20 protein-coding genes are annotated in these 22,374 nt (G+C 69.0%); 10 read left to right on the top strand and 10 right to left on the bottom strand.

The window, feature by feature from the left end; translation table 11 throughout:
• Window positions 1-166: 166 nt before the first annotated feature.
• Entirely contained in the window at window positions 167-1,051 is an 885-nt protein-coding gene (locus ACFWO8_RS07040; protein ID WP_378944907.1) for an MHYT domain-containing protein, read from the top strand.
• Here ACFWO8_RS07040 and ACFWO8_RS07035 read toward each other — a convergent pair whose 3' ends face one another.
• From ACFWO8_RS07035 to ACFWO8_RS07025, 3 genes are read right to left on the bottom strand one after another with little or no spacing between them, the layout of a single operon-like run.
• Window positions 1,052-2,230 carry a cation:proton antiporter gene (locus ACFWO8_RS07035; RefSeq protein WP_378944904.1) on the bottom strand — a complete coding sequence of 393 codons (1,179 nt, stop codon included), beginning with the start codon at window positions 2,228-2,230 and terminating at the stop codon, window positions 1,052-1,054. It lies immediately after the preceding gene.
• 5 nt (window positions 2,231-2,235) lie between these two features.
• Window positions 2,236-2,718, bottom strand: a complete 483-nt coding sequence (locus ACFWO8_RS07030; RefSeq protein ID WP_378944901.1) for a cation:proton antiporter regulatory subunit — start codon at window positions 2,716-2,718, stop codon at window positions 2,236-2,238.
• Window positions 2,719-2,755: 37 nt separating this feature from the next.
• Complete coding sequence (locus ACFWO8_RS07025; RefSeq protein WP_378944898.1) at window positions 2,756-3,127, bottom strand: DUF952 domain-containing protein; 372 nt, start codon at window positions 3,125-3,127, stop codon at window positions 2,756-2,758.
• 403 nt (window positions 3,128-3,530) lie between these two features.
• Here ACFWO8_RS07025 and ACFWO8_RS07020 point away from each other — a divergent pair, with 403 nt between their 5' ends.
• Window positions 3,531-3,725, top strand: a complete 195-nt coding sequence (locus ACFWO8_RS07020; protein WP_378944895.1) for a hypothetical protein — start codon at window positions 3,531-3,533, stop codon at window positions 3,723-3,725.
• A 156-nt stretch (window positions 3,726-3,881) separates the two neighbouring features.
• Here the strand turns inward: ACFWO8_RS07020 and ACFWO8_RS07015 are convergent, their stop codons facing one another.
• Entirely contained in the window at window positions 3,882-4,640 is a 759-nt protein-coding gene (locus tag ACFWO8_RS07015; protein WP_378944892.1) for a TetR/AcrR family transcriptional regulator, read from the bottom strand.
• Between the two features lie 137 nt (window positions 4,641-4,777).
• Here ACFWO8_RS07015 and ACFWO8_RS07010 point away from each other — a divergent pair, with 137 nt between their 5' ends.
• Together ACFWO8_RS07010 and ACFWO8_RS07005 are read left to right on the top strand one after the other, a co-directional pair.
• Complete coding sequence (locus ACFWO8_RS07010) at window positions 4,778-6,508, top strand: DEAD/DEAH box helicase (protein WP_378946199.1); 1,731 nt, start codon at window positions 4,778-4,780, stop codon at window positions 6,506-6,508.
• Complete coding sequence (locus ACFWO8_RS07005) at window positions 6,508-7,056, top strand: hypothetical protein (RefSeq protein WP_378944887.1); 549 nt, start codon at window positions 6,508-6,510, stop codon at window positions 7,054-7,056. Before ACFWO8_RS07010 ends, ACFWO8_RS07005 begins: the two co-directional genes overlap by 1 nt.
• 107 nt (window positions 7,057-7,163) lie before the next feature.
• On the opposite strand, the gene ACFWO8_RS07000 is transcribed toward ACFWO8_RS07005, so the two are convergent.
• Complete coding sequence (locus ACFWO8_RS07000; protein WP_378944884.1) at window positions 7,164-7,901, bottom strand: SDR family NAD(P)-dependent oxidoreductase; 738 nt, start codon at window positions 7,899-7,901, stop codon at window positions 7,164-7,166.
• 160 nt (window positions 7,902-8,061) lie between these two features.
• On the opposite strand from ACFWO8_RS07000, the gene ACFWO8_RS06995 reads away from it, so the two are divergent.
• On the top strand, window positions 8,062-8,664 hold the full coding sequence (locus tag ACFWO8_RS06995; protein WP_378944881.1) for a TetR/AcrR family transcriptional regulator: 603 nt from the start codon (window positions 8,062-8,064) through the stop codon (window positions 8,662-8,664).
• A gap of 72 nt (window positions 8,665-8,736) precedes the next feature.
• Here the strand turns inward: ACFWO8_RS06995 and ACFWO8_RS06990 are convergent, their stop codons facing one another.
• Window positions 8,737-10,464, bottom strand: coding sequence for a DEAD/DEAH box helicase (locus tag ACFWO8_RS06990; RefSeq protein ID WP_378946194.1), 1,728 nt, complete (start codon window positions 10,462-10,464; stop codon window positions 8,737-8,739).
• A gap of 365 nt (window positions 10,465-10,829) precedes the next feature.
• Here ACFWO8_RS06990 and ACFWO8_RS06985 point away from each other — a divergent pair, with 365 nt between their 5' ends.
• Window positions 10,830-11,816 carry a YihY/virulence factor BrkB family protein gene (locus ACFWO8_RS06985; protein WP_378946191.1) on the top strand — a complete coding sequence of 329 codons (987 nt, stop codon included), beginning with the start codon at window positions 10,830-10,832 and terminating at the stop codon, window positions 11,814-11,816.
• On the opposite strand, the gene ACFWO8_RS06980 is transcribed toward ACFWO8_RS06985, so the two are convergent.
• Entirely contained in the window at window positions 11,786-12,025 is a 240-nt protein-coding gene (locus ACFWO8_RS06980; protein WP_056815556.1) for a DUF3039 domain-containing protein, read from the bottom strand. The two genes, ACFWO8_RS06985 and ACFWO8_RS06980, sit on opposite strands and share 31 nt — an antisense overlap.
• A 144-nt stretch (window positions 12,026-12,169) precedes the next feature.
• Here ACFWO8_RS06980 and ACFWO8_RS06975 point away from each other — a divergent pair, with 144 nt between their 5' ends.
• Window positions 12,170-12,526 (top strand): DUF3099 domain-containing protein, encoded by a 357-nt coding sequence (locus ACFWO8_RS06975; protein WP_378946188.1) that lies wholly within the window; start codon window positions 12,170-12,172, stop codon window positions 12,524-12,526.
• 54 nt (window positions 12,527-12,580) lie between these two features.
• Here the strand turns inward: ACFWO8_RS06975 and ACFWO8_RS06970 are convergent, their stop codons facing one another.
• The gene (locus tag ACFWO8_RS06970) at window positions 12,581-13,912 is read right to left on the bottom strand and encodes an MFS transporter (protein WP_378944877.1); all 1,332 of its coding nucleotides are present in this window, start codon (window positions 13,910-13,912) and stop codon (window positions 12,581-12,583) included.
• A 292-nt stretch (window positions 13,913-14,204) separates the two neighbouring features.
• On the opposite strand from ACFWO8_RS06970, the gene ACFWO8_RS06965 reads away from it, so the two are divergent.
• From ACFWO8_RS06965 to ACFWO8_RS06955, 3 genes are all read left to right on the top strand, one after another.
• The gene (locus ACFWO8_RS06965) at window positions 14,205-14,942 is read left to right on the top strand and encodes a VOC family protein (protein ID WP_378944873.1); all 738 of its coding nucleotides are present in this window, start codon (window positions 14,205-14,207) and stop codon (window positions 14,940-14,942) included.
• A 216-nt stretch (window positions 14,943-15,158) separates the two neighbouring features.
• Window positions 15,159-16,658 carry a methyltransferase gene (locus ACFWO8_RS06960; RefSeq protein ID WP_378944870.1) on the top strand — a complete coding sequence of 500 codons (1,500 nt, stop codon included), beginning with the start codon at window positions 15,159-15,161 and terminating at the stop codon, window positions 16,656-16,658.
• 170 nt (window positions 16,659-16,828) lie between these two features.
• Window positions 16,829-17,797, top strand: a complete 969-nt coding sequence (locus ACFWO8_RS06955; RefSeq protein ID WP_056811283.1) for a sigma-70 family RNA polymerase sigma factor — start codon at window positions 16,829-16,831, stop codon at window positions 17,795-17,797.
• A gap of 177 nt (window positions 17,798-17,974) precedes the next feature.
• On the opposite strand, the gene ACFWO8_RS06950 is transcribed toward ACFWO8_RS06955, so the two are convergent.
• Window positions 17,975-21,106, bottom strand: coding sequence for a GNAT family N-acetyltransferase (locus ACFWO8_RS06950; RefSeq protein WP_378944867.1), 3,132 nt, complete (start codon window positions 21,104-21,106; stop codon window positions 17,975-17,977).
• Window positions 21,099-22,340 carry an acetoin utilization protein AcuC gene (locus ACFWO8_RS06945; protein ID WP_378944864.1) on the bottom strand — a complete coding sequence of 414 codons (1,242 nt, stop codon included), beginning with the start codon at window positions 22,338-22,340 and terminating at the stop codon, window positions 21,099-21,101. Before ACFWO8_RS06945 ends, ACFWO8_RS06950 begins: the two co-directional genes overlap by 8 nt.
• Window positions 22,341-22,374 lie beyond the last annotated feature (34 nt).

The raw sequence follows: 22,374 nt of genomic DNA, 5'->3' as shown, positions 1-22,374 counted from the left end.
TCTGTTTTATCCAATGTACCGACGGGTAATCGTTTCGTGATCAAACCCACACCGATGGATTGCACTGGGGAGGACACGGTTTGGCGAATTTCACCGTATCGTCACATTCAGTTTTTCGTTCTACCGCCTCGAGTCTGCGGTATCGGCATTTGAGGGTTTTTCGCGCGTGCTCGACATTTACCACTTCAGCTACGGCTGGATCACCCCCGTTCTCGCCTACTTCATGTCGGTCACGGGTTGTCTGCTCGGGCTGCAGTGCGCGGCTCGCGGTCGCAATGCCGCCGAGGGACGGGTCGCCTGGCTCATCGGCGCCGCGATCGCGATCGGCGGAACCGGCATCTGGGTCATGCATTTCATCGCCATGCTCGGTTTCACCATCCGCGGCGCCGACATCCGCTACGACATCCCGTTGACGCTGTGCAGCGCGATCACCGCGATGGTGGTGGTCGGGATCGGGCTGTTCATGGTCAACAAGCCGCAGCCGACACTGCGCTCGTTGCTCGCCGGTGGCACCATCACCGGCCTCGGTGTCGGGACCATGCACTACACCGGCATGTACGCGATGAAGTCCAGCGCGACCGTGCAATACGACCCGGCGATCGTGGCACTGTCGATGCTGATCGCGGTGGTGGCTTCGGTGGTGGCGCTGTGGTTCACGTTGCGCGTCAAGGGTTTTCTCGCCACCGTGGGTGCGGCGCTGATCATGGGCGTAGCCGTGTGCGGCATGCACTACACCGGGATGGCGTCGATGCGCGCGCACACCGGGCATCAGACCGCGCCCGCGACCGGCGCCGAGGCGATGGAGTTGCTGGCTCCGCTGATCGGGGTGAGCAGCATCGTCACCATGCTCGTGTTGATCAGCGTGAGCCTCACCGAGATCGAGAACGAGGAAGCGCTGCCGCGCATGTGGCTGACCTCGCGGCACCGTCCGCGACCGGCCAGGACCGCACGGCCGGTCGCGCAGTTCGCGCCGGCCGCACCGCAGGAGTACCGCACCGAGGAACTGAGTTACGACGGTGCAGGCGCCTGGCCGCGTCGCGTCGTCGACTGATCAGCTCGTCGCGACATCCGAACGGCGCCTGACGAATTCGACCACCGGCTCCACCACGCGCGCCGCGATCGGGCCCAGGATCGCCATCAGGAGCACATAGGCCGAGGCCAGCGCGGCCAGTTCCGCGTCGGCCTTGCCATAGGCGACCGCCAGTCCCGCGATGACGATGGAGAATTCGCCGCGCGCCACCAGCGCCGCGCCCGCCCGCGCACGGCCCATCCGCCGGATTCCCTGCTTGCTCGCCGCCCACCAGCCGACCGCGATCTTGGTGCCGGTGGTCACCACTGCCAACGCGACCGCCCAGGCGAACACCGGTGGGACCGCGGCCGGGTCGATCGACAGGCCGAACGCGACGAAAAAGATCGCGGCGAACAGATCACGCAGCGGCTCCAGCAGTTTCGCTGCCTCGTGCGCGGTGGATCCCGAGATGGCGATGCCGAGCAGGAACGCGCCGACCGCGGCCGAGACATTGAGCGCCGAGGCCGCGCCGGCCACGAGCAGCGCGGCGCCGAGCAGCTGGAGCAGGAACACTTCGCGATCGGCGCTGTCGAGTACCGCCGACACCACCCGCCCGAAACGCAGCGCGACCACGAGCACCACGGTGATGGTCGCGAGCGCGATCGCCAGCGAGATCAGTCCGCTCAGCAGGCTCAGCCCCGCCAGCATCATGGTCAGGATCGGCAGGTACACCGCCATCGCGAGGTCTTCGAACACCAGGATCGACAGCACCACCGGGGTCTCGCGGTTACCGAGGCGGCCCAGGTCGTCGAGCACCTTGGCCACGATCCCCGACGACGAGATATAGGTGACCCCGCCGAGCACGACGGCACCGAGTACACCCCAGCCGAGGATCAGCGCCACCGCGACGCCGGGGAGCGCGTTGGCGACCAGGTCCAGCACTCCGGCCGCCCAGGAGCGTCGCAGGCCGGTCATCAGCTCGGGGGCGGTGTACTCGAGCCCGAGCAGCAACAGCAGCAGCACGACACCGATCTCGCCTGCCATGTGCCCGAACTCGATGGCGGCGTCGAGCTCGATGAACCCGCCGCGACCGAACGCCAGCCCACCGAGCAGGTACAGCGGAATCGGTGACATCCCGAACCGGCCCGCCACTCGCCCGCAGATCCCCAGCGCGAACAAGATCACGCCGAGCTCGAGCAGAGCCAAGGCCTGCGAGGTCACGGCGCTCAGCCGTGCACGAGAATCTTCGCGGCCGCTTCCAGGCCCTCCGGGGTGCCGACAACCACGAGTAGATCGCCCTCGGTGAAGGTGAAGTCCGGTCCGGGTGACGGGTGGAGCTGACCGGCGCGCATCACCGCGACGATCGAGGTCTTGGTACGGGTGCGCATGCCCGTCTCGCCGAGGGTTCGCCCCGCATAGGGTGATTCGTCGACGACGGCGAGTTGACGGGTGGTGATGCCCGGCAGATCGCGGTGGTCGTCGTTGAGTTTGGCGACCAGTTGCGGCGCGCCGAGCAGGTTCGCCAGCACCGATGCCTCATCGGTGGACAGTGGCACCTGGGCGGCGATGGCGTCCGGGTCGTCGGGTTTGGACACGATCAGATCGATGTCACCGTCGCGGTGGGCGACCACCCCGACGCGGCGCCCCGACCTGACTTCGAAATCCTTACGCACTCCGATGCCCGGTAGCGCTGTGACGTCGACGTTCACCTCATCAACAGTAGTCGCGCCCGGTGCCGATTGTGGTCTACGCCACTCCGTCCCGGCGCGGTGTCGTGAACACGCCGTCGGAGCCGGGCAGGTACGGCTGCGCGGCGAGCACCGCGGCGACCGGCAGCGGGGCATACAGGTGCGGGAAGAGCATCGACGACGGGTCGCTCGGCACTCCCGGCTCCCACTTCACCGCACCGGTGAACGCCGCCGGATCCAGCCACAGCACGACCATGTCGGTGCGGCCGGCGAAGAGCCGGTTGGCGGGCAGGTGGACCTGCTCCGGGGTGGACAGGTGCACGAAGCCGGCGTCGGCCAGTGACGGGGGTCTGCGTTCGCCCGCGCTGCGGGCTTGTTCCCATTCTTGGGAAGAACACAGGTGAACAAACGTGTGAGTGTCGGATGTCACGGGTAATCTCCGGGTAGACAACAGGTTCGGACGGTCAAGACCCTGTCACAACTCGACATGTTCGGCCCGGTTCGGTGGTTACGCCCCGTGCGTAACGAGCAACACCGCAGCGAGCGACATATCGGTGAGTAGCAGGATCGAGTGGGAGGTGGCATCAGCGCTTCGCGGGTGATCGGTGGGTGCTCGAAACCGACGACCGGCGGGTGTTCGCTTTCAGCGAAACCGCAGGTCTGTTATCGAAAACACAAAGATTCACTTCCGGGAACAAAGCCTGAACCCCGAACGTCTGACAGAGTAGTCGTACCACTGCTGGGAAGTAGCGGACGCGAGCCACGTGGAGTGACCACGAGGCCCACACCTAGGCGAACGGCCACGCAGCGCCGGGAGCCGGGACGGAGGAGTCATGCCAGGAACCCTGACCAGCACCCCACTGACCGCGATCGATCGTTGCGATCGTTGCGGGGCGGCTGCCCGAGTGCGTGCCGTGCTTCCTGCGGGTGGCGAGTTGCTCTTCTGCCAGCATCACGCGAATGAACACATGGACCGTTTGCGCGAACTCGAAGCCGTGATCAACACGGACGAAGCTCCCGCGATCTGACCCCTCCTCGCGTCCGGAACAATCACATCCGACAATCAAATACTCCCGACAGCGGGCGACCCGAACAGGGCGCCCGCTGTTGCTGTATCCGGGTATCGACGCAGGCCCTCGCCGAACGCTTCGGCCGTGCGCGGCGGAGGAATGCCGCATCGGCGCTCAGCGGGCGTCGGCGAGAATGCCGTCGACGAGAGTGACCACGCCGTAGTCGAACGCGCCGTCCGGGTCGGCGGGGGCCTGGTAGTACTCGCCGACGGCGGTGCCGACCCGCCCGGCGAGCGGGAATTCGTCGGCGGGCATCACCCGGGCGAGTACGGGGCCGCTGACCTCCCACCACTGCGCGTCGCTCAGTTGCGCGGCGGCCCCCGCGGCCGCGATGGCGAGGCGGGCATTGCCGGTGGCGAAGTCGGTGAGCACCGCGATCGCGCGGTCCATGACCAGATCACCGAGGCCGACGCCGTCGATCGCGGCCAGCTGACGTTCGTAGCGGCGCATCCTGGCCGGGCCGAGTACCTGGCGCCAGGGGGACACTTCCAGCAGCCAGGGGTGCTCGATCAGTTCGGCCCTGATCTGGGTGGCGATGGCGATCATGCGTGCCCGGACCGGCAGGTCGACCGGGATCGGGGTGTCCGCGGCGGCGACGGCGTCGACCATGAGCACGATCAGGGCGTCCTTGCTGGGGACATAGGTGTAGAGGCTCATCGCGCGCAGGCCCAGTTCCGCGGCGACGGCCCGGATCGTCAGCTTGTCGATACCGTCGCGGTCGGCCAGCGTGATGCCGGCCGAGACCACATCGTCCACGGTGAGACCGGGTTTCGGGCCACGCGCGCCCGGCTTGGACGGCAAGGCGTGGCGCCACAGTAGTTCGAGGATCTGGGTGGCCTGTGCGGTGGATTTCGCGTCCTCGTCGGCGGGCACGGGCCGTCCTCTCCGGAACTTGTCCGAGCGTTCGGGAACAAACTCAGTACAGTGTACGTTGTTCGGTTGTTCGCGCTTCCCGATCAGAGGAGAACGTTCTGCCCGCCATCGAGGCCACCTACCTCCCCGACCGTCATCTGTTCGCCTTGTGGACGTGGACCGGGCACGATGCCGGTGCCGCGCCGACAGGAATCGGCGATCCGGAACAGCTCACCCTCGCGCTGCCCGTCGGCGAGCGCGGCGCGATCGAAACCGTCGAAGTGGCGACCGCCGTGGTCACGTCGGCCGAACTGGCCGAGGTCACCATCGACGACCTCGCCCCGTCCGCCCTGGCGTGGCGTGCGTTGATGACCGACGAACGGCCCGGCCGATTACCCGCCGCCGCGCACGCGGTGCCCGATGCGGTCGGCACTGCGATCGTCTCCGCCGAGCGAGCGGCGCGGGTGCTCTGCGAGACGCAGGCGCTGGACGGAGAGCTCGCGGGTGTCCTCGATGCCACGCTGCGGCCGTATCAGGTGCGTGGGGTCGGTTGGTTGCGCGAGACCGTTTCGGCGTACGGCGGGGCCGTGCTGGCCGACGAGATGGGCCTCGGTAAGACGGTGCAGACGATCGGGTTCCTTCAGGGGCGCGCCGATGGGCCGCAGTTGGTAGTGTGCCCGACCTCGCTGGTCGGCAACTGGGCGCACGAGATCGAACGGTTCGCGCCGGGGTTGAAGCCGGTGCCGTGGCGTGGTGGTGCGGTGTCCGCCGGGGCGGGGACGGTCGTCGTGACCGGGTATCCGACCTTGCGGCTGCACGGTGCGGCGCTGACCGGTGAGCAGTGGGCGACGGTGGTGTTCGACGAGGCGCAGGCGTTGAAGAATCCGCGGACCCAGGTGTCGCGGGCGGCGCGAGCGTTGACCGCCGACGCGAAGGTCGCGCTCACTGGCACGCCGGTGGAGAACCACCTCGACGAACTGTTCGCGCTGCTCAACCTCACCGTGCCGCGACTGTTCGCACATCGAACACAGTTCCGGCGAAGGTTCGTCCGGCCGATCGAGGAGGGTTCGGCCACAGCGGCGGCCCGGCTGCGCGATGCTGTCGAGCCGGTTGTCCTGGGACGCAAGAAGCTTCAGGTGGCGGCGTCGCTACCCGCGAAGATCCACAGTGATCTGCTGTGCGATCTCACCGCCGAGCAGGAACGGGTGTACGACGCGGTACTCGCCGAGGCCCTCGACGAGGGATTCGGCTCGGGCCTGCAACGACAGGGACGGGTGCTGGCCGCGCTCACCCACCTCAAACAGGTGTGCAACCACCCCGGACTGGTCTCCGGCGACCTGGGCGAACTCGCGGGCCGCTCCGGCAAACTCGACCTGTGCGCCGACATCGTCGCCACCAACCTCGACACCGGTGACCCCACGCTGATCTTCACCCAGTACCGCAAGACCGGCGACCTGCTGGTGCGTCATCTGGCCGAACAGTTCGGCGTCGAGGCGCCGTTCTTCCACGGCGGGCTCGACGCCACCCAGCGCGGCGACCTGGTTACCCGCTTCCAGGCACCGGACGGACCGCCGGTCCTGATCCTGAGCCTGCGCGCCGCGGGCACCGGCCTCACCCTCACCCGTGCGGCCGATGTGATCCATTTCGATCGCTGGTGGAATCCGGCGGTGGAGGCGCAGGCTTCGGACCGGGCGCACCGGATCGGGCAGACGCGCACCGTCACCGTCACCACCCTCACCAGCGCCACGACGGTGGAGGAACACATCGCGGCGATGCACACCCGCAAGTCCGCGCTGACGGACCTGTCCGATACCGCGGGCATCGCCGAACTGGCCCGCCTCGACGACGACGCCCTCGTCGACATCCTGCGCCGGAAGCGAGCGAACTGATGGCCGACAACGAATTCGGTTACACCCCATGGGGAATGGACTGGGTAAGACTGGCCGAACCGCTGCGCCAGACCCGCCCGGAACCACTGCTGCCGCGGGCCCGCAGCATCGCCCGCAACGACGGTGCGCGCATCGAGATCGAGGGTCGCACCGTGCGCGCGCACCTGCATCGCGGCGGTCAGGCGTCGATCGCGCACGTCGAGGTGGCACCGCTGTCGCGGGCGGCGGTGACCGCGATCGGTCACACGATCACCGACCCCTCCGTCCTCACCGACGAGATGCACCGGGCCCTGCTCGACGCGGGCCACTCCCCCGCGCCGACCGTGGTGAGCACCGATTGCTCCTGCTCGGCACGGACCGCGCGCTGCGTGCATGTGTTCGCGACCCTGTACACGATCGCCCGCAAGGTCGACGAGAATCCGCGCCTGGCATTGGAATTGCAGGGCTACTTCGACGCCACCACCGACTCCGGCCTCCCCGTCCAGGAACCGCGCTGGACCAGCATCAACGCTCTCGACCCGACCCAGTTCTTCGTGCCCGCCCCCTGAGCCTTCGGCCAGGAATCAACGGCCGGATGAGCCGCAGGCGATGCGGCTCATCCGCTCGAACACCACGCGGCACCCGACATCCCGAGCCATGTGCCCATCGACCCTGCTCAGGCGTTGGTGCCACCGTCCACCGTGAGGATCGCGCCGGTGATCGATCGACCGGACGGTCCCGCGAGGAAGGTGACCAGGTCGGCGACATCGGCGGCGGCACCGAACCGGCCGAGGGCGTTGAACTCTCGCTGGGTCGAGGCGTGGCCGCTGTTCGCCGGGTTCATGTCGGTGTCGGTGGGGCCGGGCTGGACGAGGTTGACGGTGATGCCGCGCGGACCGAGTTCGCGCGCAAGGGCTTTGGTGAAGCCGTTGAGGGCCGACTTGCTCAGGTTGTACAGCGACAGCCCGCCGAAGAGCGCGCGGTCGGACAGGTTGGAGCCGATGGAGATGATCCGGCCGCCCTCGCCGAGGTGCGGTAGAGCGGCCTGGCCCGCGACGAAGGCGGCGCGTGCGTGGATGTTCAGCGCGCGGTCGATCTCGTCGAGGGTGAACTCCTCGTAGGGCTTGGCCGGGAAGATGCCTGCGTTGTTCACGAGCACATCGAGGCCGCCCAGTTCGCGCGCGGTCTGATCGACGGCGGCGACGACCTGTGCGGCATCGGCGCTGTCGGCCTTGATCGGCAGCGCCCGCCTGCCCAGCGCCGCGATGTCGGCGGCGACCGCCTTCGCGGCGACCTCGTCGCGCTGGTAGGTGAACGCCACATCGGCGCCCGCGGCGGCCAGTGCGCGGGCGATGGCCGCGCCGATCCCACGGCTCGCGCCGGTCACCAGGGCAACGTTGTCAGTACTCGTCATCGGGCTCGCTCCAATTTTGTAGTGGTCGATACACAAATAGACAAGCGCATCCACACCCCGCCGTCAAGAGTTTCTTATCGATCGACACAGAATTAGCGGGCGGACGCTGCGACTCCCGCGCCACGGGGTATATTTACCGATCGGCACAGAAAGGTTTCGCATGGCAGAACGCGGGCGTCCCCGGGGTTTCGATCGTGAGGTCGCGCTGCGCCGGGCGATGGAGGTGTTCTGGGAACGGGGCTACGACGGCGCCTCGATGAGCGACCTCACCGCCGCCATGGGCATCAACTCCCCCAGCCTCTACGCCGCCTTCGGCGACAAGGAAGCACTGTTCCGGGCCGCCGTCGAGCTCTACGGCCGCAGCGAGGGTTCCCACACGGCCAGGGCGCTGCGCGAGCAACCCACCGCCTACGCCGCGATCGAGGCGATGCTGCGCGACAACATTCCGATCTACACCGACCCCGGCCTTCCGCACGGCTGCATGGTCGTCCTCGCCGGCGCGACCTACACCACCCGAAATGCCGCAGTCCGCGAATTCCTGGTCGAAGCCCGCCGCCACACCACAGCCGACATCCACGCCAGGCTCGACCGTGGCGTCACCGAAGGCGACCTCGCCCCCGACACCGACACCGCTTCGCTCGCCATGCTTTTCAGCACTGTGCTCTACGGGCTGTCGATCCAGGCCAGAGACGGCGTCGGGCCCGACGAACTGAACATCGCCGTCGACAGCGCCATGCAGACACTGGCGGCCGCGACGCGCTAGGTGGGGCCGTGTGATCGACGAACGGCCGGACAGGGATCTACGTCGAGGGCGGCGACCCGTCGGCGGGATCTCTCAGAGTCGACGCAGGGCCGCGATGCGCTCGCCCAATTGATCGACACTGGCCAATGCCGTTGGCGGACCACCACATTCGCGGCGGAGTTCGCCATGGATCACGCCGTGGGGTTTGCCGGTGCGGTGGTGGTGCATGGCCACGAGGCTGTTGAGTTCGCGGCGCAGTTCGCCCAATTTGTCGGAGGTGGCGACCCGTTCGGCGACGGCCGCTGGCGGCGGGGCGGACTCCTGGGCGGCGCTTCGGTCGGCGAGTTGGCGGGTCTGCCGGTCGCGCAGCAGCGCGCGCATCTGGTCGGCGTCGAGCAGACCGGGGATGCCCAGATAGTCGGCTTCCTCGTCGCTGCCCGCGATGGTGGCGGTGCCGAAGGAGGATCCGTCGTAGATCAGCTGGTCGAGTTCGGCGTCCGCGGCGAGCGCGACGAAGGACTTCTCGTCCTCGCCGGGCTCGTCCTTGGCCTTGTTGGCGTCCATCAGCAGCTCATCGTCGAGGCCGTCCTTCTCGCGATGCGGCTTGCCGATGACGTGATCGCGCTGCAGCTCGAGCTGCGCGGCCAGATCCAGCAGCACCGGCACCGACGGCAGGAACACACTCGCGGTCTCCCCCGGCTTGCGGGCACGCACGAAACGGCCGATGGCCTGCGCGAAGTACAGCGGCGTCGACGCGCTGGTGGCATACACGCCGACGGCCAACCGTGGCACGTCGACGCCCTCGGACACCATCCGCACCGCCACCATCCACGGCTGGGTGCTCTTGCCGAACTCACTGATGCGCTGCGAGGACTGCGGATCATCGGAGAGCACCACCGAGGGCCGCTCGCCACAGATGTGTTCGAGCAGTTCGGCGTAGTCGCGAGCCCGTTCCTGATCGGTGGCGATCACCAGACCGCCCGCGTCGGGCATCCCGGAGGCGCGCAGCTGACGCAGGCGCATGTCGGCCGCGCGCAACACCGACGAGATCCAGTCGCCCGCCGGATCGAGCGCGGTGCGCCAGGCCCGCGCGGTGTGTTCGGCGCTGAGCGGTTCGCCGAGCCGGGCGGTGTGCTCCTCACCCGCACTGTCGCGCCAGTGCGCGTCGCCGGAGTAGGCCAGGAACACCACCGGACGCACGACGCCGTCGGCGAGCGCGTCGGCATAGCCATAGGAATGGTCGGCGCGCGAACGCGGGAAACCGCCTTCGTCGGGCTCGTAGGTGACGAACGGGATCTTCGAATCGTCACTGCGGAACGGGGTTCCGGTCAGCGCCAGACGACGCGTCGCGTCGCCGAACGCCTCCTCGGTCGCCTCGCCCCAGGTCTTGGCGTCGCCCGCGTGGTGGATCTCGTCGAGGATCACCAGCGTGCGCCGGTTCTCGGTGCGCACCCGGTGCCGGGTGGGGTGGGCGGCGACCTGGGCATAAGTCACGACCACGCCGTGATAGTCGCCGGAGGTCGCGCCGGTGGAGTTGGAGAACCGCGAGTCGAGCTGGATTCCGGTCCGCGCGGCCGCGGACGACCATTGGTGCTTGAGGTGCTCGGTCGGGGCGACGACGGTGATCTGATCCACCGTGCGATCCGCCAGCAACTCCGCGGCTACCCGCAGCGCGAAGGTGGTTTTACCGGCGCCGGGCGTCGCGACCGCGAGGAAGTCTCGCGGCTTGGTGGCCAGGTATTTCGTCAATGCGCGCCGCTGCCAGGCGCGCAGCGAACCCGACGGGGCACCTCCTGCGGCAGAATCGCCCGGTGTCCCCACTTGCTTCGCCGTAGCGGCACCACCCGACCCAGTCACGCAGACGACCCTAGCCGCCCGATGCGGCGTGTCGCCAAACCGACGCGGGGTGGGCGACAGGCATCACAACCGCACCCGTGGTCACCGGCCATTTACCTGTTACCCGCCGACACGATGCCCGGCCCGTACCACACGGACCTCCATCGTGCGGGATGCTTGACACTGAGATGAACAACGACCAGGTCCCGGCTGCCGACGCGGCACACCCGCCGCACACGCTCCCGCCCCTCGACTCGCCCGCGCGCCCCACGGTCGGCGCGCAGGCCGCCCCGCAACGTCACAGCGATCACGCGCCGTGGGTGCGCCGGCTGGCTACGGCATGGCGGTTGATGGTCCGGGTCGCCATCAAGTGCTGGGACAATTCGATCTTCGCCAAGTCCGCGGCCGCGGCGTTCTGGCAGACGCTGTCGCTGGCCCCACTGTTGCTCGGTCTGCTCGGCAGCCTCGGCTATGTGGGCGGATTGTTCGGGCCCGACACCGTGCAGATCGTGGAGAGCAAGATCATCGCGTTCAGCCGCGAGTTCTTCAGTCCGTCGGTGGTCTCGGATCTGATCGAACCGACCGTCGACGACGTGCTCGGCCGGGGACGCGGTGCGGTGGTGTCGGTGGGTTTCGTGCTGTCGCTGTGGGCCGGATCCTCGGCGATGGCTACCTTCGTCGACGCCATCGTGGAGGCGCACGGGCAGCAGGACGCGCGTCACCCGATCTGGCAGCGGATCTTCGCGCTGCTGCTGTACGTGCAGTTCCTGGTGGCCGCGGTGCTGATCTTGCCGGTGATCGCCCTGGGTCCGACCCGGATCGGGCGGGTGCTGCCCGAATCCTGGCGTGAGCCGGGGTTGCGGCTGATCGACACGTTCTACTACCCGATCGTCGGCCTGCTGCTGATTTTCGGGCTGACCACGCTCTACAAGCTGGCCCTGCACAAATCGCTGCCGTGGCATCGGCTCTTCGGCGGTGCACTGGTGGCCGGGGTTTTCTTCATGGGCGCCAGCGACCTGCTGCGCCGGTACCTGTCGTGGATCACCGACACCGGGGTGAGTTACGGCGCGCTTGCCACTCCGATCGCCTTCCTGCTGTTCACGTACTTTCTCGGCTTCGCGGTGATCCTCGGCGCGGAGTTCAACGCCGCCGTTCAGGAGTTCTGGCCTGCCCGGGCCACCCGGATCGAGCAGGTCAAGGACTGGATCACCAGCCAGGTGCGCGGTGACGACGAGGAGGTCGACGAGCACGACGAAACCGCCGACGCCTCACCCGAGGCACCGGCGTCATCGACCGAGCGCTGCGCTCAGTCGCCGTCCTTGCGCAAGCCCTCGTAGACCTTCTTGCAGTCCGGGCACACGGGCGAGCCGGGCTTGGCCGAACGCGTCACCGGGAAAACCTCGCCACACAGGGCGACGACCATCGTGCCCATCACGGCACTTTCGGCGATCCGGTCCTTCTTCACATAATGGAAGAATTTGGGGGTGTCGTCGCTGGTCGTCTCGTCGGTCGTGGTTTCCGGGCGTACCAGAGTGTCTGTACTCACGCCATCCATGATGCCGCATCCGGCGCCCGCACCGCTGACCAGCCGCGTGTGCGCTCGACGACGCCGAGTGGAAGACTCGGGGGTATGCAGTCCTACGGCGATGTCCCAGGCGCCGACGAATCGAAGCCGGACCCGGAAGTGACCATGCCCACCGAGCCCAAGCCCTCGCGTGGGTTCTTCCGTCCCGCCCCCGCCGAACATGCCGTGCTGATCACCGAGGCCGCGCCCTCGCTCGACGACCAGCATCGCGCCAGAGTGCGCCGCTACACGTTCATCATGGCCTTCCGGATCCCCTGCCTGATCCTGGCCGCGATCGCCTACAGCGCGTTCGAGAACCCGCTGCTCTCGATCCTGATCATCGCCGCCTCGGTGCCGCTGCCCTGGATCGCGGTACTGGTCGCCAACGATCGGCCGCCGCGTACCAAGGACGAACCCAGCCGCTGGGACGGCCGCAACAACCAGATCGCCCTCGAATCCGGACACCACAAGACGCTGGAATAGGCGCCTGTCGCACGCAGTCCGGCTAGCGAAGGCTGGGTAGCCGCCAGCGTTCGGCTACACGGCCGTCTTGGGTCTGCGGACCAACATCGACATGACGGCCGCGATACCGCAGAGACCGCCCGCGACGTACCACGCGAGGTCGTAGGAGCCCTGGAGGTCACGGATCAGGCCGGCGCCGGTGGCGGCGATCGCGGCGCCGACCTGGTGGGCGGCGAAGACCCAGCCGAACGCGATCGGTCCGTCGGCGCCGAAGAGTTCACGGCACAGCAGCACCGTCGGCGGGACCGTCGCGATCCAGTCCAAGCCGTAGAACACGATGAACACCCACATGCTCGGCTGGGTGTGCGGGCCGAGCAGTGACGGCAGGATCAGCAGCGACAGGCCGCGCAGCGAGTAGTAGCCGAGCAACAGATAGCGCGGGTCGACGCGGTCGGAGAGCCAGCCCGAGGCGATGGTGCCCGCCACATCGAAGATTCCGACCAGTGCCAGCAGTCCGGCCGCGGTGGTCGGTGGCATGCCGTGGTCGTGGGCGGCGGTGACGAAATGGGTGCCGACCAGGCCGTTCGTCGAGGCACCACAGATCGCGAATCCGCCCGCCAGCAGCCAGAATCCGGGTTGGCGCGCGGCCGAGGCCAACACCGTCAGCGCCCGGTTCGCGCCGCCGGCGATCGGCACCCGCGCCCCCGCGTCCGAACCGGCAGGCGCCCCGTAGGCACGCACGCCGACATCGCTGGGGTAGTCGCGCACGAACAACCACACCAGCGGCACCACCGACAGTGCCACCGCCGCCACGATCAATGCGGGCAGCCGCCAGCCGTGCTCGGTGGCGAGCATCGAGACCAGGGGCAGGAACACCAGCTGACCGGTGGCGCCCGCGGCGGTGAGCACCCCGGTGACCAGGCCGCGACTCCGGACGAACCAGCGTCCGGTGATAGTGGCGACGAACGGCATGGACATCGACCCGACACCGACGCCCACCAGTAGTCCCCAGGTCGCCACCAATTGCCACGCCTGGGTCATGAACACCGTCAGCCCACTGCCCGCGGCGATCAGCACCAGCGCCGAACACACCACCTTGCGGATGCCGAATCGGTCCATCAGCGCGGCGGCGAACGGCGAAATCAGGCCGTAGAGCAGCATATTCAGCGAGATGGCGGTGGAGATCGTCGCATGTGACCAGCCGAATTCGGTGTGCAGCGGGTCGATGAGGACGCTGGGAACCGAGCGGAAGGCGGCCGCGCCGAGCAGGGCCACGAATCCGACGCCGGCCACGATCCACGCGGGGTGGAGTCGACCGCGTTCGCCGGCGCCCGATGCCGGAGTGCGAGTGAGGTTGTCGGCCGGGTCGTCGCCGGTGGGCGGCAGGGGCGCACGTAGATCGGTCACTTGCCCAGCGTGCCGCATCGGCGAAGGACGGACTAGTGGCCGATATGACATGTTTCGTTGATATCCTGCCAACAAGTACGGGCGCGGGCCTGTCAACGGCCGCGCATACTGCGCACCAAGGACTCTCGACGCCCGCGCGCAAGGTTCTCTCGATCGCGGCGCTCGCGATCCGCTCGCGCAACCTTGGTCGACAGCGGAGCTCATGGCGCCTACCGTTCGGACAGGACTGCCGACAGTGTGCCCGGAACAGGCCGACCGCTCGGCGAGTGCCGCATATCGGAAGGGAGACAGCATGATTCGCTGGACCTGGGCGTTTCTCGATCGGCCCGTCGATTCGTTCGCCGACTGTGCGCGGTTCTGGGCGACGGTCACCGATTCCACGGTGTCGGCGCCACGCGGCGAGCACGACGAGTTCGTCACGCTGTTGCCCGCCACCGGACCTGCGTGGATCAAGATGCAAGCGGTCGGCGATGACGGTGGCATCCATCTCGACCTCGACGTCGACGACATCCCCGCGGCGGTCGCGACCGCAACGGGGCTCGGCGCCCGCGTCACGGCCGAGCTGCCTGATTACACCGTGCTGGAATCGCCTGCCGGACAGACGTTCTGCCTCACTCCGGCGGCCGGCCGATCGGATCTCGGGCCTGCACCGGTCACGGTGTCGACCGCACCCGACGGCACGGTGACCCGCCTCGACCAGATCTGTCTCGACCTGTCCCCCACCGACATCGACGCCGATACCGCCTTCTGGCAGGCACTCACCGACTGGACGCACAGGCCCGGCCGCCGCCCGGAATTCTCCCGCCTCCGCGGCCCCGACCAGCCACTGCACTTCCTGCTCCAACGCCTCGACGACCCCGGCCCCACGGGCGCGCACGCCGACCTGGCCTCGTCGAACATCACTGCCACCGCCGCCTGGCACGAATCCCTCGGCGCCACCCGAATCACCGACGCCGAACACTGGATAGTCCTACGGGACCCCGGAAACGCGCTGTACTGCGTGACATCCAGAGACCCGTACACCGGCTGAGCAGCAGCGCCGCCGACTATCGCAATACGTCAATCGGTCGGCCACTGCGAGCGCAGACGATGCCCATCCGACCCGACGGCTATCCTTCCCAGCCGCATCGACCGCCACAGCCACCGGCGACCCGAGGCGCTGTGTGCGCGGCGACACGCACCGGCAGTTGGTCGATCTCAGTACTCGCGGTCCTGGCAGAGTAGGCGGGTGCCTACGAACCCGACGATGACCGACTCCCTGCTCACCGCACTGTGCCCGGACCTGCGCACCGCGCTGATCCGGGTCGGTTACGCCGCCGACACGCTGGTGGAAGCGCTGGGTCCGGATGTGCATGCGGCGCTGAGCCGTTCGGAGCCGGTACCGGTGCGCCGGGCCGCGCGCGCGGCCGGTGACCTCGGCACGCTGGTGCGGTTGCTGCTTCTCGGCGACGTGTTGCCGGAGCGCGAGGTCGCCGCCGCGCTGGCGCCGGTGCGCATCGACGCGGCGGTGGCGGCGGGTCTGCTCCTCCGCGAGGGCGACGAGGTCAGGGCCGCGCTGGATCTGCGGCCGCTCGATGTCGGCGCGGGGACGCGGTGGATCCTGTCCGATCTCGACGATTCGATGCGGCGGCGCACGCTCACCTCTGATCACGTCCTCGGCGTCGGGCACGCGTCACTGTCCTTGCTGCGCGCGACACCGACCGAAGCCGTCGGCACCGTGTTGGATCTGGGCACCGGCTGTGGCGTGCAGGCCGTGCACGCGGCGGGTTACGCGGGCCGGGTCACCGCGACCGATGTCAACGCGCGGGCCTTGTGGCTGGCACAGGCCACGGCGGCGCTCAACGAACTCGATATCGAACTGCTCGAGGGGTCCTGGTTCGAGCCGGTGGCCGGGCGGCGCTTCGATCAGGTCGTGGCCAATCCGCCGTTCGTGGTCGGTCCGGCGCGCATCGAGCACACCTATCGCGACTCCGGACTCGCCCTGGACGGCGCCAGCGAACTGGTTATCGGGCGGGCGCCCGCGCTGCTGGCACCCGGCGGCACGGCGGCCATGCTCGCTGCCTGGGTGCACGTGGACGGCGAGGACTGGCGGCAACGGGTGTCGAGCTGGTTGCCCGCCCACGGCGTCGACGCGTGGGTCGTGCAGCGCGACGTCGCCGACCCGGCCCTCTACGTCGGCACCTGGCTGCGCGACGCGGGCCTCGACCCCCGCGACCCGGCCGCCCAGGAACAGGCGGCGCGGTGGCTCGATGCCTTCGACGCCGCCGACGTCGAAGGCATCGGGTTCGGCTTCGTCTATCTGCGCGCGATCGACGGCCCGACCGAACTCCTCGCCGAGGACCTCACCCACGGTTTCGACGACCCGCTCGGCACTGAGGTGGCCGGGTATTTCGCGCGGTCGGCGTGGCTGCGCGCGGTCGCAGGCGACGAGGAACTCGCGTGGACATCTCGTTTCGCGCCGAGCCCGGCGACCGCGTTGGAGCGGGTATACCTGCCCGGCGAGTTCGGCTGGACCGAGCAGGTGGCCCGGCTTCATCGCGGCGACGGACCACGCTGGCAGCACGAAGTCGACGAGTCGACAGTCGCCCTGGTCGCGGGAATGCGGCCCGACGGGCTGCCGTTGTACGAGCTGATCGAACTCCTCGCTCTCGCCGACGGAGCCGAGCAGGTCACGCCGGAATTCGCCGCCCAGGCACTCGGTGTGGTCGCCGGACTCGTCCGCCACGGATTGGTGCGGCCGGTCTGAACCGCCCCGCGGTGGTAGCGAGTTGGCGACCACGGCGCTCTTCTCAGGAACTTCTCAGCCGTTGGGGTGGGAACCAGCAGCTCAGAGCGGTTTATCGACCGCGGGAACGGGAACTTTCTCTAAGTCGGGTCCGTTGAACGGAGTGAGACACCACCGACAGGAGGCAAGTCATGACAAGCCCCGCCACCACTCGTTTGCGCCCCAGCGAGGCCGATATCGACGCCCAGAGCCCCGCAGCCGATCTGGTACGCGTGTACCTCAACGGAATCGGACGCACGGCACTGCTCACGGCGGCCGACGAGGTCGAGTTGGCCAAGCGCATCGAGGCGGGCCTGTATGCCCAGAACCTGCTATCAACCGGTAAGCGGTTGACGGCGGCTCGCAAGCGTGATCTGGCGATCCTGGTCCGCGAGGGCTCCGCCGCCCGCTCGCACCTGCTCGAGGCCAACCTGCGTCTGGTCGTATCCCTGGCCAAGCGCTACACCGGCCGCGGCATGCCGCTGCTCGACCTCATCCAGGAGGGCAACCTCGGACTGATCCGCGCGATGGAGAAGTTCGACTACGCCAAGGGCTTCAAGTTCTCCACCTATGCCACCTGGTGGATCCGTCAGGCCATCACCCGCGGTATGGCCGATCAGAGCCGCACCATCCGGCTGCCCGTGCACCTGGTGGAACAGGTGAACAAGCTCGCCAGGATCAAGCGTGAACTGCACCAGCAGCTGGGCCGCGAGGCCACCGACGCCGAACTCGCCAACGAGTCGGGCATCCCGGTGGAGAAGATTGCCGACCTGCTCGACCACAGCCGCGACCCGGTGAGCCTGGACATGCCCGTCGGCAACGACGAAGAGGCCCCGCTCGGTGACTTCATCGAGGACTCCGAAGCCACCTCCGCCGAGAGTGCCGTCATCGCCGGCCTGCTGCACCACGACGTGCGCAGTGTCCTGGCCACCCTCGACGAGCGCGAACAGCAGGTCATCCGCCTGCGCTTCGGTCTCGACGACGGCCAGCCGCGCACCCTGGACCAGATCGGCAAGCTGTTCGGGCTGTCCCGTGAGCGAGTCCGTCAGATCGAGCGCGAGGTCATGTCCAAGCTGCGCAAGGGCGACCGCGCCGACCGCTTGCGCGCCTACGCCAGCTGATCCAAATCTCGACGGCCCCCCGGGGTCGTCTGCCGAAACGCCGACCGGCGACCGCGAACCCCTCCCCTCCGGGTCGCGAGCCGGTCGGCGTTGTTCGTTATTCCGGCTCCGCGTCGGATCCCCGGTCAGACGCGCCGCCTGGGCGGGGCGACCACGGCCGACGGGGACCGTCGCACCTCAGGCCAGTCGGCGGGGGCCGGTGTCGAAGCGGCTGGGTTCGGGGCCGATGCGGGCTCGGGCGTAGATGATCTCCGCCGATGCCGACGCGGCCAGCACGGGGTCACAGGAGAGTTCGCGCATCTGGGGGATGTCGTCGAACAGGGCCGAAATGCGTTGGGCCAGTTCGGCGAGGGCTGCTTTGTCGACGCCCACTCGGCCCGGTCCATCCGACAGCAGTGGTGCCGCACGTGGCGCGTCGATGAGCGCGGTCGCTTCCTCCTGGGTCAGCGGTAGGGCACGGTAGGCACGGTCGCCGAGCAGGTCGATGATCATGCCGGAGAGGCCGAATTGGATGACCGACCCGAACGAGGGGTCGTCGGTGACGCGCAGCACGCAGCCGACCCCCTTGGTCGCCATCTTCTGCACGTGCAGAAGCGGATCGCCGCAGATTTCCACCAGGTCGGTGTAGGCCTGACGGACCGCATCCGGTCCCCACAGGTCCAAGCGCACGCCGATCAGATCGGGTCGGCGCCGCCACAGCTCCCCGGTCGCCTTGGCCGCGACCGGATAGCCCAGTTCCTCGGCCGCGGCGACCGCTTGCCCGCCGTCGCGCACCGCCCGGAACTCGACCACGTCGATCCCGTAGCACCCGAGCAGCAGCACCGCCTCCTCATCGGTGAGCCACCGTCCGCCCGATTCCGCCAGCCAGCCCTCCACCAGCGCCGCCGCGGCCGCGGTGTCGATCCCGGGCGGGCGCACCACCGGCGAGATCGGCCGGTCACGCCAGCGCGCGTACCGATCGACCCTGGCCAGCGCACGCGCGGCCCGCTCAGGGTCCGGGTAGGACGGGATGGATCCGCGCGCCGGTGCGCCCGCGGTGGTACGCACCGCCAACTGTCGCGGAATGCCCGATTCCGCGACAAAGGTGGTGAGCACCGGCTTGCCCGGCGCCGCCGCGGCGGCCGCCCGCAAGGCGTCCCCGAAGCCCTCCATCGGCACCGGAACCGGCGGTGCGACCACGACGATCACCGCGTCGATCTCGTCGCTGCGTAGCGCAGCGAGGACCGCTTCCCTGAAGTCGGCAGGCGTCGCCTCCGGTCCGAGGTCCACCGGGCCGTCCACGCCCACGCCCCGCTCGATGGGCCCGGCAACTCCGGTATCCCGCTCGGGAAGTTCGACGCTGATGTCCGCACCGCGGCCCGCACGCCGAGTACTACGCGCGCCCCACGTGGTCCGGCCGACGCGATCCGCACCCTGCGCCGCACGATCCGAATCCCGTGCGGTCCGCCGCACACGATCTGCTCCCCGCCCGGCCCCGCCACGATCTGCCCTCCGGCCGACTCGCCCTGCTCGGTCCGCATCTCGCTCGGCCACTTCGGCCGAATCCCGGTCGATCCGCAGAGGACTGTCCGCACCCCGCTCGGCCGACACCGCACCACCCGAATCCCGCTCGGCCTGCTGGGCGCTGTCCACGACCCGTCCCTCCGACCAGGCACTCTGCACAGCTGTCGGCCGGCTGCCGTGCACGCCGTGCTCGGTCGGTCGAGCGCCGGGGCCTCGGTCGCGGGCCGTCACGGGCCGGTACACGTGCAGACCTTCGCCGCGGGCGGCGTCGATGGCCAGCCAGTTCAGCGCGGCGCTGTTGCCGACCACCGCGACTCGGGGGCCCTTCGGTAGCGGCTGACAGGCCAGCAGGGCGGCGCAGTCGAACAGTTCGGAGATGGAGTCGACCTGGATGATTCCGGCTTGGCCGAAGAGGTCACGGACCACCGTGCGGTCCATGTCGGCACCGGCCGCGAGGCGCCCACTGCTCACCGCGACGATCGGTTTGCCGCGTGCCACCCGGCGCGCCAGCCGGGAGAACTTGCGCGGGTTACCGAAGCTCTCCAGGTACAGCAGGATCACCTCGGTGTCGGCGGCGGTGTCCCAGTACTGGAGCAGATCGTTGCCGGAGACGTCGGCTCGATTGCCTGCCGAGACGAACGTCGACAGACCGAGGTTGCGGGCCGCGGCCTCGCCGAGAATCGCCGCACCGAGCGGGCCGGACTGGCAGAAGAAGCCGATCCGCCCGCGCTCGGGGAGCACCGGGGCCAGGGTGGCGTTCAGGCCGACCGCGGGGTCGGTGTTGGCGATGCCGAGCGCGCTGGGCCCCACCACCCGCATGCCGTGCCCGCGCGCCGCGGCCACCAGGTCGTGTTCGGCGGCCAACCCGGCCGCTCCGGTCTCGCCGAAGCCCGCGGTCAGCACGACCAGGCCCTTGACCCCCTTGGCCATGCAATCGTCGAGGACCGCCCCGATCGCGGCGGGTGGCACCGCGACCACCGCCAGGTCCACCTCGTCGGGGATCTCGCGCACCGTGGCGTAGGCCCGCACACCGCGCACCGAACGCCGGTGCAGATTCACCGGGAACACCGGCCCGCTGAAGCCGCCGGCGAGCAGATTCGCGAACACGGCACCACCGACGCGGGTCTGCTCCGGTGACGCGCCGATCACCGCGACCGAACCGGGTGCCAGCAGATTTCCGACGCTGCGCGCCTCCGAGGCCGCCTCCCGTGAATCCCGCACGGTGCGCAGCGCTTCGGTGGGGTCGATGGCGAATTCGAGGTGCACTTCGGAACCGTCGCGGCTGCGCTGCAGTTGGTAGCCCGCCTCGCGGAAGACCGTGATCATGGCCTCGTTCTCGGCCAGCACCTCGGCGACGAACGCGACCACTTCGTTCTCGGCGGCGGCACCGGCGAGATGCTCGAGCAGCACCGAGCCGAGCCCGCGTCCCTGGTGCTCGTCGGCGACCACGAAGGCCACCTCGGCCGCGCGTGGACCCGGCCGGGCGAGCAGCTCGTAGCGGGCCACGCCGATGATGGCCGTGCCGAGTACCGCGACGAGGCCGACCCGGTCGCGGTAGTCGACGTGCGTGGTGCGGTACATGTCCTTCGGCGAGATCTGTGGGTAGGGACCGAAATAGCGCAGATATCGGGTGCGATCGGACAGACCGGTGTGAAAGGCGGCGAGCGCGTCGGCGTCGGCGGGCACGATCGGGCGTAGCTGGACCACACCGCCGTCGGCGGCGAGCACATCGCCGTACCAGTGTTGGGGTGGCGCAGGCGGATTCGCGGGCGTGTCGGAGGTATCGGGCAGCAGTGGCTCAGTCACGGGGGTCCTCCGGGTCGAGCCCGAGCAGGCCGAAACTCGCCCGCCGGGTGGCCGTGATCGCGGTATCGACCGCGCGCTGCGCGCGGATCTGGCCCGCATCGCCGATCTCGGGTGTGCCGCCGGGACCGTCCCAGGCGCGGTAGGCGGTGTCGCCGCCGTCGCCCATGGTCGTCGGTGGTCGCACGCGCGGCGCGGATGCCCGCACCTGTTCGATCCAGTCGGTGGGCACCGGCGTTTCGGGGGCGAGCGGCCGATCGAGTGCCGCGGCGAGCAGGTGGGTCCAGGCACGCGGCACCACCCGCACCACGCCGTAACCGCCGCCGCCGACGGCCAGCCAGCGCCCTTCGGCGTATTCGTCGGCCAGGTCCCGCATCGCGAGGAAGGCCGCGCGCTGGCCGTCGACGGTGAGTTCCAGATCAGCCAGCGGATCCTCGCGGTGGGTGTCGACACCACACTGGCTGATGATGATCTGCGGCCGGAAGGCGGCTACCGCGCCGGGTACCACCGCATGAAATCCCCTCAGCCACTGCGCATCCCGTGTGCCGGGCAGCAGTGGCAGGTTGATCGAGGTGCCTTCGGCCGCCCCGATACCGGTCTCCTCGGGCCAGCCGGTATTGGGCCACAGCGTGGCCGGATGCTGATGCAGCGAGACTGTGAGCACACGCGGATCGGCGTAGAACGCCCGTTGCACGCCGTCGCCGTGATGGACATCGACATCGAGGTAGGCGATGCGGTCGAAGCCGTGGTCGAGCAGCCATGAGATGGCGATCGCGGCATCGTTGTAGACACAGAACCCCGCCGCCGAATCCGGCATGGCGTGGTGCATTCCGCCGCCGATACTCACCGCGCGCCGCGTACGGCCCGCCGCGATCTCCCGTGCGGCGGCGAGGGTGCCGCCGACGATCACCGACGCCGCCTCGTGCATATGCGGGAACACCGGATTGTCGGCGGTTCCGAGCCCGTAGGCGGCGTCCTCGGGTGTCGGCGGGCCTTGCCCGGCCCGGCGCACCGCCTCGATGTAGGAGCTGCTGTGGACCCGCATCAGGTCCGATCGAGTGGCCGCGTCGGGTGCCAGCGGCTCGACACCATCGAGAAGACCTAGGCTTTGGGCCAGCGACATGGTGTATTGCAGGCGCGCGGGCTTCATCGGATGCTCCGGACTCCAGGTGTAGCCGAGGAATCGCTCGGTCCATACGACGGTCCCTGCGTGTTCGCTGCGCGGCGACGTGACCATGGTCGCCACGCTAGCCGGAAGCAGCGGACCCCGT

This window comes from Nocardia sp. NPDC058480 (genome assembly GCF_042720495.1).
Lineage (GTDB): Bacteria > Actinomycetota > Actinomycetes > Mycobacteriales > Mycobacteriaceae > Nocardia.
Note: the sequence above shows the minus strand (reverse complement) of the source record. Positions and strands in the feature narration are given on the sequence as shown.